The sequence below is a fragment of the Streptomyces sp. NPDC056479 genome, from assembly GCF_042795335.1.
In the GTDB taxonomy this organism is placed as follows: Bacteria; Actinomycetota; Actinomycetes; order Streptomycetales; family Streptomycetaceae; genus Streptomyces.
This window is the reverse complement of record NZ_JBHTRZ010000003.1, coordinates 3958-17517: the sequence shown is the minus strand read 5'-3', so window position 1 is coordinate 17517 and position 13560 is coordinate 3958. Positions and strand designations below refer to the sequence as shown.

The window sequence follows — 13560 nt, the reverse complement described above, 5'->3', positions numbered from 1 at the left end:
CCGAAGAGGCGGCTCCCGCGAGGCAGGCAGCCTTGTTACTGTTGGCACCAGCCCGATCGCTGGTGCATCCCCCGTCGCCAGCGATCGGGCGTTGTCATGTGAGGAGTCGTACGCTGAGGCTGTGCCCAAGGCGTACGAAGTGACCGTGGACGACCCGCGACGCCCCCGCACCCCGATGCTCCGCGACAACCACCGGCACCAGTGGGAGAAGGACCGGGCGCGCCGCCCGCGCGCCACGCGGGCCGCGACCGGCGCCACGGAGCACGAGACCGGCCTCGCACTGCGGGACCTCGTCTTCCACGCCCGCTACCGCGAGATCGCCGCACCCTGTGAACTCGCGGACGTCTTCGGCGTACCGGAGGGCACCCCGCTGCTGGAGCGCGGCTACCGGACGCGGTACGCGGCCGAGAGCGCCCCGTTCAGCCTGGTGACGTCCTATCTGGTGCGCGAGCTGATCGCCGCCAATCCCGATCTGCTGGACGCCGCCAACGAGCCCTGGCCGGGCGGCACTCAGAACCAGCTCTACACGGTCGGCGTCGAGGTCGGCCGGGTCGAGGAACGGGTCTCCGCGCGGCCGCCGACGCCCCAGGAGGCGCGGGAACTGGGGCTGCCGGCACGGACGTCGGTGCTGCTGCTGTGCAAGACGTCGTACGACATCACGGACCGCGTCGTGGAGATCGCCGAGGTCACCCTGCCCGGCGACCGCGCCGATCTGCTCTTCACCACGTCCCTGGAAAGGTGGTGAACGCCGCCGTGTCCCGGCGCGTCATCGTCGTCACCGCGGTCCACGGCCCTTCGGCGCGCTTCCTGCCCGAGGCCTACAAGTCGCTGCGCGCACAGGAGTTGCCCCCGGGCCGGGAGTGGCACTGGGTGATCCAGGAGGACGGCCGGACGGACGAGGTCCGCCCCTACGTCCCCGACGACACCCGCGTGACCTTCCGTCAGGGCCGCCCCGGAGGCCCGGGGGTGGCGCGCACCCTCGCGCTGGCGCACGCCGAGGGCGAGTACGTGAAGATCCTGGACGCCGACGACCAGCTCACCCCGGGGGCGCTGGCCCGTGACCTCGCCGTCCTGGAGGCCGACCGCGCCCTCGGCTGGACCACCTCCCGGGTCCTTGACCTGCTGCCGGACGGCACGACGGCCGGTTTCCCCGGCGACCCGGACGAGGGGCCGATCGAGCCGGGCGCCGTGCTCGACTTCTGGCAGGCCGGCGACTTCCGCGCCCAGGTCCACCCGGCGACCCTGTGCGTACGCCGGGACCTCCTGCTCGCCCTCGGCGGCTGGATGGCGCTCCCGGCGTCGGAGGACACCGGCCTGCTGCTCGCGCTCAACTCCGTGAGCCGGGGCTGGTTCTCGGCCGAGGTGGGCCTGCTCTACCGCAAGTGGGAGGGCCAGGCGACGGGTCAGGCGGCGCATGTCGACCCGGCGGAGCGGCAGGCCCGCATGGCCGTGGTGGCGGCCAGGGCGCGGGCACTGGGCTCGTTCGGCTGGCGGTATCCGCCCACGGCAGGGTGAGGGCGTCGGCCTACCGGTCGAAGGGGAGGTCGAGCATCCGGATCGCGTTGCCGCGCAGCAGCTTGTAGGCGACCTCGTCGGAGAGCCCGCCGACATGTTCCTCGGCCACCCGTTTCGTCTCCGGCCAGGTCGAGTCGACGTGCGGATAGTCGGTCTCGAAGGTCGCGTTGTCGACGCCGACCGTCTCGATCGCCTCGATGCCGTGCTTGTCGCGGAAGAAGCAGCAGAAGATCTGGCGGTAGTAGTACGTCGACGGCGGCTCCGGGATCAGGTCCTTCACGCCGCCCCAGGCCCGGTGCTCCTCCCAGACGTCGTCCGCGCGCTCCAGGGCGTACGGGATCCAGCCCATCTGGCCCTCGCTGTACGCCAGTTTCAGCCGCGGGAACTTCACCAGGACCCCGGAGAAGAGGAAGTCCATCATCGACGCCATGGCGTTGTTGAAGCTCAGCGAGGCCTGTACGGCCGGCGGGGCGTCGGGGGACGCGGCCGGCATCTGGGACGAGGACCCGATGTGCATGTTGACGACCGTGCCGGTCTCCTCACAGGCCGCGAAGAACGGGTCCCAGTAACCGGAGTGGATGGACGGCAGCCCCAGATACGTGGGGATCTCGCTGAACGTCACCGCGCGCACCCCGCGCTCCGCGTTGCGCCGGATCTCCGCGACCGCGAGGTCGATGTCCCACAGCGGGATCAGGCACAGCGGGATCAGCCGGCCGGCACTGTCGCCGCACCACTCCTCGACCATCCAGTCGTTGTAGGCGCGCACGCAGGCCAGCCCGACCTCCTTGTCCTTGGCCTCGGCGAAGGTCTGCCCGCAGAAGCGGGGGAAGGTCGGGAAGCAGAGTGAGGCCTCGACATGGTTGATGTCCATGTCCGCCAGCCGGGCCTTGGGGTCCCAGCAGCCGCGCCGCATCTGCTCGCGTGTGATCCCGTCGAGCGTCATCTCGTCCCGGGAGAAGCCGACGGCCGCGATGATGCGCTTGTACGGGAACAGCCCGCCCTCGTACTCCCACCAGTCGGTGATCTGGCCGTCCGGGTCCGTGGTGAACCGGTACTTCCCGCCGACGTACTCGAGTTCGCCGATCCCGGCGGTGAGGGGCTTCGGGCCCCGGTCCCGGTACTTGGCCGGGAGCCAGGTCTCGAAGAGGTGCGCGGGCTCGATCACATGATCGTCCACGCTGATGACCCTGGGCAGGTCCTTCGTGCCGCTCTCGGTACTGGCCACGCCTACCTCCTGGCTGCGCCGAATCTGACGGTCCATCAGATTTAGGGTCAGGGTAGTGCTCCGGCCGGAGTCCCGCCAAGGGCCCGGGTGGGGAGTGGGGTGAGGGCCTGCCCGGCGGATCAGGGCCGGACAGGTCGCGGCGTCTGGTGCGGTGCATCGCAAAGCGCCGGAGCGTCCTAATAGCGGAGCTATTCGGACGTTTCGGCAACGCGGCGAGGTGCCGTGCCAGACGCCGCGGACCCGGCCATGATCCGCCGGGCAGGCCCCACGGCCGGATCAGCCGTTCCAGCTCTCGTCGTACGGGTCCGTCGGCTCCGCCACCGGCTCGGCCCGGGTGACCTCGACGAACGGGATGGGGCCGCCATTGACCGGGTCCTTCCTCCGGCGCGGGGTGTAGGTGCCGGTGATCCGGAGCCAGGTGTCCGGCTGGAGCACCGGCGGGACCTGGCCGGTCAGGGCGACCTTGACCGGCTGGGCGTCGGCGGCGCAGCAGTTGAGGGCCATGCGCACGAGGTAGGGGGTGCCGTCGCGGTCCAGGGCGAGGAAGCCGGTGAGCTGGACGCGGCGGCCCTGCAGGGTGCGGCCGTGGTCGTAGACGGCGCGGCCCGCGTAGTCGACCACGCTGAGGCGCAGGGGGTCGGCCGACGGCAGGCGGGGGTAGGCGAGGGGTTCCTGGAGGGCGGTGCCGGTGCGGGTCGCGCTGTAGGAGCCGAGGGCGGGCGGGGCGACCAGGATGAGGGCGAGGAGGGGAAGGATCAGGAGCCAGGAGACCCGGGGTTCGGGGTGGACATGGTCCCGGGCGCTGTCCGGGTCCTGCCGTCGCGCCCGCTTCCGCTCGTACCAGACCGTCGCCACCGCCGCCGCGATCAGCACCGCGCCGGCGGCCAGCACCAGCGGGCGCAGTCCCTGCTTGACGTACCGCAGATAGAGGTCGGTGCTGCCCGCGTGCAGCAGGGACGCGCCGAGCAGGAACAGGACTGCCGACTGGGCCTGGCGGTTCACAGGATCACCGCCCCGACCAGCACCGACACGACCACGGCCAGCGCGAAGGTGGCCGGTGCGAAGCGCAGGGCGAAGGCACGGCCGAAGGTGCCCGTCTGCATCGCGAACAGCTTCAGGTCGATCATCGGGCCCACGACGAGGAAGGTGAGCCGGGCGGTGAGCGAGAACTGCGACAGCGACGCCGCCACGAACGCGTCCGCCTCCGAACAGATGGACAGCACCACGGCGAGGACCGCCAGGGCGAGGACCGACAGCACCGGGTTGTCGGCCGCCGCGCGCAGCCAGCTCTCCGGGGCCACCGCCTTGAGGGTCGCCGCCGCCATCGCGCCGACGACCAGGAAGCCGCCGGCGTGCATCACGTCGTGCCGGACGGAACCCCAGAAGGCCTCGCCCTTGCTCTGTCCGTCGTGGGACGGATGGGACGGCGGCTTCAGCCAGTCGGTGCGGCCAAGACGCAGCCACAGCCAGCCCATCGCGCAGGCCACCAGCAGGCTCGCGACCAGACGGGCCAGGACCATCTCCGGGTTGCCGGGGAAGGCCACGGCCGTCGCCGTCAGCACGATCGGGTTGATCGCGGGCGCGGAGAGCAGGAACGCCAGCGCCGCGGCCGGGGTGACACCCCGCCGGACCAGCGCCCCGGCCACCGGCACGGACGCGCACTCGCAGCCGGGCAGCACCGCGCCCGCCGCTCCGGCGACCGGGACGGCGAGGGCGGGGCGGCTGGGCAGGGCACGGGCGAAGAAGGACGGGGGCACGAACACGGCGATGGCCGCCGAGAGCAGCACGCCGAGGACCAGGAAGGGCAGCGCCTGCACCAGTACGGCGACGAACACCGTCATCCAGCTCTGCATCACCGGTGCGGACAGGGCCCGGCGGATCGGGCTCTGGAGCAGCACCAGCGCGAGCATGAGGATGGTGAGGAGGAGCGGGGAGTTGAGGTGCCGGCCCTCCTCCTGAGGCCTCGCCGGTTCCGCGCGGTCGTCGGTCCGCTGCGGGACGGGCTTGGTGATCGCCACGGGCGAGGTACCTCCGGTGGTGCGGAAGGGTGCTGGTTTCCCTCGGGTGCCGGCTTCCCTCGGGTGCCGGCTTCCCTCGGGTGCCGGCTTCCCTCGGGTGCTGGTTTCCCTCCCCTCCAGTACGGGCTGCGGGGCGCGGACGTTCAGCCGCGAAAGGGCCGCTTGTGGAACCACCCGTCACTTTGAGGCAGTCTTTCCCCTCGTGGCGAGCGTTCCGAATCAGAACTTAGGGAGTGACACGACCGCGCACATGGTCGTGTGCGGCGACGACGGACTCGCGCACCGGCTGGCCGCCGAGTTGCGCGGGGTGTACGGGGAACAGGTCACCCTCGTCGTGCCCCCCTCTCAGCGCACGGTGCTCCCGCCGGTCGTGGGCCGGGCCCGGGCCGCGTCGGCGGCGCTGCTGGACCGGATGGTCAACGCGGCCGTGGGCCGTGCCGCGGGCGGTGCCGGCGGCACGGCCGAACCGGCCGGGAGCGTACGGGTGGTGGAGGCCGCCGAGGCCAGTGAGACCAAGCTGGCCGAGGCGGGCGTGGAGCGGGCCGATGCCCTCGCCCTCGTGTACGACGACGACGAGACCAACATCCGCGCCGCCCTCACCGCCCGCCGCCTCAACCCCCGCCTCCGGCTCGTGCTGCGTCTGTACAACCGCCGGCTGGGCCAGCACATCGAGGAACTCCTCGACCAGGCGGCCGCGTTGGCGACGGGCGCGGGCGACACCGGTCTGGACACCTCCACGACCGTCCTGTCCGACGCCGACACGGCGGCCCCCGCGCTGGCCGCCGCGGCGGTCGCCGGCACCACCAAGGTCGTACAGACGGACGGCCTGTTGCTGCGCGCGGTGGAACGGGCGCCGCTGCGGCCGGGGCAGGCACCGCCGTCCGGGCTGGTCACGCTGGCCCTGCTGTCCGCGAACGGCAACGACCCGGGCGCGGACGACGGTTCGGAGAGCGGGGAGCACGGCCCACTGCTGCTGCCGGACGAGGCGGCCGTGCAGGGGGCGCGGGGCCGGGGCACGGTCGTCCTGGAGCAGGTGTCGTACGCGGGTACGTCGATGCCGTCGGGCGGGGGCGGGCGCGGCATCGTGCCGTCGTTCGGCTCGCTGTTCTCACGGCGGTTGAGGTGGTCGCTGGCGGGACTGGTGGGGTGCGTGGCGGCGCTGGCCGTGGCGCTGACGGTGGTGACCGGCGAACACCCGCTGTACGCGACGTACATGACCCTTCTCGACCTCTTCGCCATCAACGACCCCGCGCTCCATCAGCCCCTGGCCCGCCAGCTCCTCCAGCTGCTGTCCGGGCTGACCGGGCTGCTGCTCCTCCCGGTGCTGCTGGCCGCGGTGCTGGAGGCGCTCGGTACCTTCCGGACCGCCTCCGGCCTGCGCAAACCGCCGCGTGGGCTGGGCGGCCATGTGGTGCTGCTCGGGCTGGGCAAGATCGGCACCCGGGTGCTGACCCGGCTGCGCGAACTGCACATCCCCGTGGTCTGCGTCGAGGCCGACCCCGAGGCGCGCGGACTCGCGACGGCGCGGCGGCTGCGGGTGCCGGTGGTGCTCGGGGACGTCACCCAGGAGGGCGTCCTGGAGGCCGCGAAGATCCATCGGTCGCACGCCCTCCTCGCGGTGACCAGCGCGGACACGACGAACCTCGAAGCCGCCCTGTACGCCCGCTCGGTACGCCCCGACCTCCGTGTGGTCCTGCGCCTGTACGACGACGACTTCGCCACCGCCGTCTACCGCACCCTGCGTGCCGCGCACCCGCACGCCTCCACCCGCAGCCGGAGCGTGACGCATCTGGCCGCGCCCGCGTTCGCCGGGGCGATGATGGGCCGGCAGATCCTGGGCGCGATCCCGGTCGAGCGGCGGGTGCTGCTGTTCGCCGCGGTGGACGTGGCCGGTCATCCACAGCTCGAGGACAAGACCGTCGGCCAGGCCTTCCGGGCGGGCGCCTGGAGGGTGCTGGCCCTGAACCGGACACCACGGCAGGAACGCCGCGAGGAACCGGCGGCGGAGGAGTCCTACGAGGACACCCGGTCCGGCGACGCGACGTCGGGGTGGGTGTGGGACCTCCCCGACGCCCACGTCCTGCGGAAGGAGGACCGGGTCGTCCTGGCCGCCACCCGACGGGGGTTGGCCGAGCTGCTGGGGAGGCGGTCGCGGGAGCGGGCGGGGGCGTAGCCTTCGAAGGGTGAACTGCGATGAGTTCGTCGGGCTGGTGACCGCCTTTCTCGAGGGTGCCCTGGACGAGCCGACCGAGCTGCGCTGTCTGGTTCACCTGACGGGGTGCGACGGCTGCGAGACCTGTCTCGACCAGTTCCGGCAGACCACCGCGCTCCTGGGCGAGCTGCCCGGCCCACGTCTGTCCACCGAGGCGCGCGACCGGCTACGCGGCGCTTTCCACGCCTTGCGGCGGGACTGACGACCGCCGCCGCCCCTGGTCTGCATGGCCGTGACGGTCCTTACCGGGACATGAACAAACGCACCGCCGTACGACCTCACCCGCCGAGCTGCCCTAGGCTGACGCTCTCATGTGACGGTCGGCGAGGAGAGACGCATGGCGGGCGCCCGCGAACTGCCCCCGGACGAGGTCCTGGTGCAGCGGCTGCGTGACGGCCACGAGGAGACGTTCGCCCTCGTGCTGGACACCTGGTCGGGTGGCATGCTCCGGCTGGCCATGTCGTTCGTGTCGACGAAGGACTCCGCCGAGGAGACCGTCCAGGACACCTGGCTGGCGGTCATCAGGGGGATCGGCGACTTCGAAGGCCGTTCGTCCCTGAAGACCTGGGTGTACCGGATCCTGGTCAACACGGCCAAGGCACGCGGCACCAAGGAGAGCAGGACCGTCCCCTTCGCCAGCCTGCTGCCGGAGGAGGAGGACGGCCCCACGGTGGACGCCGAACGGTTCCGCGGCCCCGGCGAGCGATACGCCGGGCACTGGGCCGTAGGGCAGGAGCCGCGTCCCTGGCGTCTTCCCGAGGACCATGTGCTGCGCGGCGAGGTCCGCGAGGTGATCGAGGAAGCCATCGAGGAACTCCCGCCCCGCCTGCGCACGGTGATCACCCTTCGCGACGTCGAGGGATACGGCTCGGACGAGGTGTGTTCCCTGCTGGAGATCTCGCCCGGGAACCAACGCGTCCTCCTGCATCGGGCCAGGGCCTTGTTGCGCCGTAAGCTGGAGAACTACCTGTCCGGTGCTCATGACGTCGCGGGCGAGAGGGGACGAGCGTGAACTGCGATGAATTCGTCGAGCTGGTGACCGAGTTCCTCGACGGCGCCCTGCCCGAGGACGACGAGCGCCGCTTCATCGAGCACCTGGCGGAGTGCTCGGGCTGCGAGACCTACCTCGATCAGTTCCGGCAGACGATCGCCACGACGGGCGAACTGACCCCGGACGGCATCTCGACGGACGCCAGGCAGCAGCTGCTCTCCGCGTTCAGGGGCTTCAAGCGGCAGTGAGCCGACAGGACTTGTAACGCTCGTGCGGTGCGCCCGCTCTGAACGTGCATGACTCTGCTCAGAAGACTCTTGTCCGGCGTCATCGCCGGACTGACCGGCGGCCTGATCGTGGCGGTCGTCACGAACCCGCCGTGGCTCCCCTGGGCCGCGCACACGGTGCTGCTGGGTGCCGTGCTCGGCCTGCTCTTCGGCGAGCACAGGCAGAGCAACGGCTCGGCCTTGTCCGTCGGTCTGCTCATCGGCCTGCTCGACTGGGTGACCTGGTCCCTCACGCTCGCTCCCGTGCTGGAAGGCAGAACCCCGTCCTGGACGATGGCGGTGGCCGTCGCGCGGTTCCCCGAACTCGTCGGCGCCGCCCTGCTCGGCGCGATCGCCGGGCTCGTCCTGCACGCCCTGGCCACCTGGCGCCCGCCCGGGCCCGCGCCCCGACGGGCCAAGCCCCACATCGTGATCGTCGGTGGCGGCTTCGGCGGGGTCGGGGCCGTGCGCGAACTGGACCGACGGGTCGGCCGCGGGCTCGACGCCCATGTGACGCTGATCAGCGACTCGAACTTCCTGCTGTTCACCCCGCTGCTGGTCGGCGTCGCCGCCGGCACGGTGGAGGCCAGGCATGTGAGCGCCCCGGTGCGTGCCGGGCTCGGCCATGCCTCCTTCCTGCACGGGCGGGTGGTCTCGATCGACACCCGGACGCGCAATGCGTACGTCTCCGCCGGCAAGGAAGGACTGCTGCGCGTGCCGTACGACCAACTGGTCCTGGCGGTGGGCGGGGTGCCGCACTTCTTCGACCTGCCGGGCGTGCGCGAGCACGCGTTCCCGATGAAGTCCGTCGAGGACGCCACAAAGCTGCGCAACCAGGTGCTGAGCGCGCTGGAGCGGGCCGACCTGGAACCGGACCCGGCCGAACAGGCCCGGCTGCTGACCTTCGTGGTGGCGGGCGGCGGATTCGCCGGGACGGAACTGGTGGCCGAGCTGTTCGACCTGGTGCACGACGTGCTCCACCTCTATCCGCGGCTGCACGGGCTGCGGCCCAGGTTCGTGCTCGTGCACGCGGGTGAGCGGCTCCTGCCGGAACTGTCGCCGAAACTCGGCCTCTACGCGCAGCGCAAACTCGGCGGACGCGGCATCGAGTTCCGCCTCGGCGCACGCGTGAGCGGTGCCACCGCCGGGGACATCACGCTCGACTCCGGCGAGACCGTCCCCACCCGGACCCTGGCCTGGACGGCGGGCAACCGGCCCAACCCGCTGGTGCGGCAGGTCATGCAGGGGCCGCTCGTCGTGGAGCCGACCCTGCAGGTCCCCGGCGCACCCGGCCTGTGGGCGCTGGGCGACTGCGCGAGGATCCCCGACACCGCGGGCGGCACGCATCCTCCGACCGCGCAGCACGCGATCCGCGAAGGCAAGGCGGCGGCGCGCAACATCGCCGCGGTCCTCGGCGGTCGCCGTCCCGAACCGTTCCGCTTCGGCGGGCTCGGCGTGCTGGTCTCGCTCGGGCACCGCACGGCGGCCGGCGAGATCGGCGGGCGGCAGGTCTCCGGCTTCCTCGCCTGGATCCTGTGGCGCTCGGTCTATCTGAGCAAGCTGCCCGGTGCGGAGAAACGGCTGCGGGTGCTCGCCGACTGGACCCTCGACCTGGTCTTCCCCAGGGACATCGCCCTCTCGACCGTCTCGACCGTCTCGACCGTCTCGACCGAGGGTGATCGTCATGCGTAACGCCGGTTTCGGAGCTCTCGCCGGTCTCGCGGGCGGGCTGGTCTTCGGCGAGGTGATGGTGCTGATCGGGTATCTGCCCACCGTCGCGGCGATCGTCAGGACCGACTCCTCCGTCGTGGGCTTCGCCGTCCACCTGTTGATCGCGGCGATCATCGGAAGTGTCTTCGGCGTGCTCGTGGCGCACCAGCGCGAGCTGCTGTTCTGGGGGCTCGCCTACGGAGTGCTGTGGTGGTTCCTCGGCCCGCTGACGCTGCTGCCGCTCCTGCTGGGCAGGCCGGTGGCCTGGGATGTGGCGACGGCACAGGCACTCGTCCCCAGCCTGCTGGGCCATCTGGCCTACGGGGCGGTCACGGCCGGTGTCCTCGCCCTGGTGTCGCGCCGGGAGCGGCGGTTCACGCCCGGCCTCCTGGTGCGCGCGGCGGCGTCCGGGCTGCTGGTCGCCCCGGTGCTCGGGTCCGGCCTGCACGGGATGCTCGTCGGGGCGCTGGTCGGCGCCTGCTACGCGGTGATCTTCGGCGACCCGCGCGAGGGTGGCGGCCCCGCCCTGATCCGCGGCGCCGCCTTCGGCTTCGTGTGGTGGGTGCTCGCGGCGGCGACGATCTCGCCGCTGCTGGCCGGCCGTGGGCTGGAGTGGACACCGGCCGCGGTGCGCACCGCCGTTGCCTCGCTGCCCGGTGATGTGCTGCTGGGCGCCGGTACGGCCCTGCTCACCGGCTGGCTGGGCGGCCTGTCGCGGGCGGTGTTCTCCGACGACATACGGCACTCCCTGGAGGGACGCCTCGCCGGCGGGCGGGTGATCTCGGTCTGGCACGGCGTCGTCGCCGGGCTGGCCGGTGGCTTGATCTTCACCGGTGTCATGGTCGCCGTGGGGTACCTGCCGGTCGTCGCGGCCCTGGTCGGCTCCGAGTCCGCGGCCGTGGGTCTCGTCATCCATCTGCTGATCTCCCAGCTCGTCGGCGTCACCTACGCGGTCTTCTTCCGCCGCCGCAGTTTCGATGCGGCCTCCGGGATCGGCTGGGGTGTGTCCTACGGCTTCCTCTGGTGGGTTCTGGGCAACCTGACGCTGCTTCCCGTGCTGCTCGGCGCGGAGCCCCGCTGGAGTGCCGCCGCGCTGGCCGTCTCCTTCCCCTCCCTCGTCGGCCACCTGGCCTACGGCGCCGTACTGGGCCTGGTGTACCAGCGGCTGGAGGAGCGGGTCGGCCCCTGGCACCTGACCCGCAGTGAGGCGACCGCGGCCCGGGCGGCCGCGCGCCGGGAGCAGACGCTGGGCGCGGCGCCCGCCCTGTGGAGCCTGATCACCTGCGTGGCCCTGCTCATCCCGATCCTGGTGTCCTAGGAAGCCGGAAAGCCGAGGAGCGGGTGGCGATGCCATCCGCTCCTCGGCCTTCCGTGCGATCTGCTTCCGTCAGGCGCGCTGTTCCAGCTCGGCCGCGCCGAACGACACGCTGAAGCGCTCGCACCAGATCGTCACCGTGGAGAACTTGTTCAGGTCGGTGCCCGCCGGGATCGCGTAGTTCTGGTTGCCCTCGTTGCCCTTGAGGTCGCCGAGGTCGACGTGCTTGCCGTCGTCGAGGTTGCCGCCGCCGTCCTTCTCGACCGGCTGGTCGCTGAGCCAGACGTGCAGGGCGGGGCCGTCGGAGGTGCGCAGGTCCGTCAGGCGCAGCGTGGCCTTGCCGTCCGCGAGCCGGTGGATCTGCACCGAGCCGCTGGTCTCGTGCTCGTGGGAGAGGAACGTCCCGGTCGCCAGTTCCTTGGCCGAGCCCCCCTGCTGGGCGGCGGCCGCGGGAGGCGCCTCATCCACGCGGTTGGTGGTGAACAGCCGCCAGGGCTGGAAGAGGTAGAGCCCGACGGCCGCCGCGACGACGACCACCGCGGTGGTGATCCAGAGGACGGGGCGCTTGTTTCCGCACATGAGGGTTTTCCGTTTCTCGTTCGGGTGTCGGCATTCGGAGACGGCGGCCTGCGGCCGTCAGCAGCTCTCGGGGGCGGGGCGCGGCCGCTCGGGCTCGGCGGCGTACGGGACCCGCGCACGCCGCAGTTCGTCGGCCTCGTCGCGGACGGCGTCGAGCCTGACCTCGAGCATGCCGACGCGCTCGCGGTAGCGCTCCAGCTCGGCCCGGACGAACACGGCGTCCGCCACCTGACGTGACGTCTCCTCGCGGATCGTCTCGGTCTCCTCGGCGAACTTCTGCCTCGCGGTGTCGAGCGCCGTGACGGCCAGGTCGGCCGCCTCCTCCGCGAGCGTCGCGCGCTCCTCGGCGGCCAGGATGCGCTGTGCGGCGGCGCGGGTGACCGTCTCGATCCGGGCCTCGGCCGCGGCGGAGTCGGTGATGATCGCCAACTCCTCTATGTAGGACGGCAGATCGGTGGCGAGCCGCGTGATGAGCGCGACGAGGGCGTCGCGTGACTGGGCGGCACGGTCGCCGTCGACCGACGGCGTCGCGGCCATGGCCTCCATCGCCTCCTCCGCCTGAAGTGCCGCCATCTCACTGGTCACGGCTTCCGCATGCGCGTGCTCGGACGGCTCGGAGAAGACGGGCCAGGTCTGCCCGGCGGCCGGCGCCCGGGTCTCCGCCACGCCCTCCTCGGCCGCCTTCTTGGCCTCGGCCGCCGCGCGCTTGTCCTCCTTGCGCTGCTGCCGCTTGGCGCGGAATTTCCGGAACGCGCCGAGCGCGTTGTGCTCGGGGTGCCCGCAGTAGCGCGGCGCCGGCCCCTGTGCGTCGGGGGCGGGTGACTCGGGCGGGTTGGTGCAGCCCGGGTAGGCGCAGGTGGGGACGGTCTCGACGGTGTTCTCGACGGTCATTTCTCAGCCTTTCGTTGCGGAATCAGCGATATTCCGGATTCTCGAAGTCGAACCGACACCCTGCGTCCCACTGGGACCGCTGGTTCCCGTGCGCGGGAATGCCACCGGCGTCCTTGAGCAGCCGTGCCAGATGCAGCAGGTTCCACGTCATGAACGTGGTGTTCCTGTTGGTGAAGTCGTTGGCGGGGCCGCCGGAGCCCGGGTCGAGATAGGAGGGACCCGGCCCGGCCTCTCCGATCCAGCCCGCGTCCGCCTGCGGCGGGATGGTGTATCCCAGGTGCTGCAGGCTGTACAGGACGTTCATGGCGCAGTGCTTGGCGCCGTCCTCGTTGCCGGTGATCAGACAGCCGCCCACCCGCCCGTAATAGGCGTACTGACCGGCGTCGTTGAGCAGGCCCGAGCAGGCGTAGAGCCGCTCGATGACCAGCTTGGCGACCGAACTGTTGTCACCCAGCCAGATCGGCCCGGCGATGACGAGGATGTCGGCGGCCATCACCTGCCGGTACATCGCCGGCCACGCGTCGCGCTCCCAGCCGTGCTCGGTCATGTCCGGCCAGACGCCGGTGGCGATCTCATGGTCGATCGGCCGCAGGTGTTCGACGTGAACGCCCTGCTTCTCCATGATCCGCGAGCTGAGGTCGATCAGGCCCTGGGTATGGCTGCGCTCGGGGCTCTTCTTCAGCGTGCAGTTGAGGAACAGCGCACGCAGGTCGTCATGGCTCATACCCCTCAGTGCCGTCGGGGCGCCGAACGTTACAAGTGCGGTCGGGACGGGGGGGGGGGAGAGGAGCGGGGAAGACAAAAGCGAGAGAAAAGAAAGCAACCCCCGCAGAGAGTG

14 protein-coding genes are annotated in these 13560 nt (G+C 71.7%); 8 read left to right on the top strand and 6 right to left on the bottom strand.

Annotation, left to right across the window (positions count from 1 at the left end):
- The first annotated feature begins 175 nt into the window (after positions 1-175).
- Together ACFQ6S_RS11590 and ACFQ6S_RS11585 are read left to right on the top strand one after the other, a co-directional pair.
- The gene (locus ACFQ6S_RS11590; RefSeq protein WP_383409186.1) at positions 176-745 is read left to right on the top strand and encodes a UTRA domain-containing protein; all 570 of its coding nucleotides are present in this window, start codon (positions 176-178) and stop codon (positions 743-745) included.
- Complete coding sequence (locus ACFQ6S_RS11585) at positions 742-1515, top strand: glycosyltransferase family 2 protein (RefSeq protein ID WP_383406610.1); 774 nt, start codon at positions 742-744, stop codon at positions 1513-1515. The genes ACFQ6S_RS11590 and ACFQ6S_RS11585 overlap by 4 nt, the downstream gene beginning before the upstream one ends.
- Positions 1516-1525: 10 nt before the next feature.
- Here the strand turns inward: ACFQ6S_RS11585 and ACFQ6S_RS11580 are convergent, their stop codons facing one another.
- From ACFQ6S_RS11580 to ACFQ6S_RS11570, 3 genes are all read right to left on the bottom strand, one after another.
- Positions 1526-2740: an amidohydrolase family protein gene (locus tag ACFQ6S_RS11580; protein ID WP_383406608.1), complete on the bottom strand. Its 1215-nt coding sequence runs from the start codon at positions 2738-2740 to the stop codon at positions 1526-1528.
- Positions 2741-3016: 276 nt separating this feature from the next.
- On the bottom strand, positions 3017-3742 hold the full coding sequence (locus tag ACFQ6S_RS11575; protein ID WP_383406605.1) for a TIGR03943 family putative permease subunit: 726 nt from the start codon (positions 3740-3742) through the stop codon (positions 3017-3019).
- Positions 3739-4758 (bottom strand): permease, encoded by a 1020-nt coding sequence (locus tag ACFQ6S_RS11570; RefSeq protein ID WP_383406602.1) that lies wholly within the window; start codon positions 4756-4758, stop codon positions 3739-3741. The genes ACFQ6S_RS11575 and ACFQ6S_RS11570 overlap by 4 nt, the downstream gene beginning before the upstream one ends.
- A gap of 250 nt (positions 4759-5008) precedes the next feature.
- Between ACFQ6S_RS11570 and ACFQ6S_RS11565 the strand changes: the two genes are divergently transcribed.
- From ACFQ6S_RS11565 to ACFQ6S_RS11540, 6 genes are all read left to right on the top strand, one after another.
- The gene (locus ACFQ6S_RS11565) at positions 5009-6931 is read left to right on the top strand and encodes an NAD-binding protein (protein WP_383406599.1); all 1923 of its coding nucleotides are present in this window, start codon (positions 5009-5011) and stop codon (positions 6929-6931) included.
- Positions 6932-6941: 10 nt separating this feature from the next.
- A complete protein-coding gene (locus tag ACFQ6S_RS11560; protein WP_383406596.1) occupies positions 6942-7172 on the top strand; it encodes an anti-sigma factor family protein in 231 nt (76 codons plus the stop codon).
- Between the two features lie 135 nt (positions 7173-7307).
- Positions 7308-7982: an RNA polymerase sigma factor gene (locus ACFQ6S_RS11555; protein ID WP_383406592.1), complete on the top strand. Its 675-nt coding sequence runs from the start codon at positions 7308-7310 to the stop codon at positions 7980-7982.
- Positions 7979-8209, top strand: a complete 231-nt coding sequence (locus ACFQ6S_RS11550; RefSeq protein ID WP_383406589.1) for an anti-sigma factor family protein — start codon at positions 7979-7981, stop codon at positions 8207-8209. Before ACFQ6S_RS11555 ends, ACFQ6S_RS11550 begins: the two co-directional genes overlap by 4 nt.
- Positions 8210-8257: 48 nt before the next feature.
- Positions 8258-9919 (top strand): NAD(P)/FAD-dependent oxidoreductase, encoded by a 1662-nt coding sequence (locus tag ACFQ6S_RS11545; RefSeq protein ID WP_383406587.1) that lies wholly within the window; start codon positions 8258-8260, stop codon positions 9917-9919.
- On the top strand, positions 9912-11255 hold the full coding sequence (locus ACFQ6S_RS11540; protein ID WP_383406584.1) for a hypothetical protein: 1344 nt from the start codon (positions 9912-9914) through the stop codon (positions 11253-11255). Before ACFQ6S_RS11545 ends, ACFQ6S_RS11540 begins: the two co-directional genes overlap by 8 nt.
- A 69-nt stretch (positions 11256-11324) precedes the next feature.
- Here the strand turns inward: ACFQ6S_RS11540 and ACFQ6S_RS11535 are convergent, their stop codons facing one another.
- From ACFQ6S_RS11535 to ACFQ6S_RS11525, 3 genes are read right to left on the bottom strand one after another with little or no spacing between them, the layout of a single operon-like run.
- Positions 11325-11831, bottom strand: coding sequence for a DM13 domain-containing protein (locus ACFQ6S_RS11535; protein ID WP_383406582.1), 507 nt, complete (start codon positions 11829-11831; stop codon positions 11325-11327).
- Positions 11832-11888: 57 nt separating this feature from the next.
- Positions 11889-12722: a hypothetical protein gene (locus ACFQ6S_RS11530; protein WP_383406579.1), complete on the bottom strand. Its 834-nt coding sequence runs from the start codon at positions 12720-12722 to the stop codon at positions 11889-11891.
- A 22-nt stretch (positions 12723-12744) separates the two neighbouring features.
- Positions 12745-13446 (bottom strand): flavodoxin family protein, encoded by a 702-nt coding sequence (locus ACFQ6S_RS11525; RefSeq protein WP_383406576.1) that lies wholly within the window; start codon positions 13444-13446, stop codon positions 12745-12747.
- Positions 13447-13560: the final 114 nt, after the last annotated feature.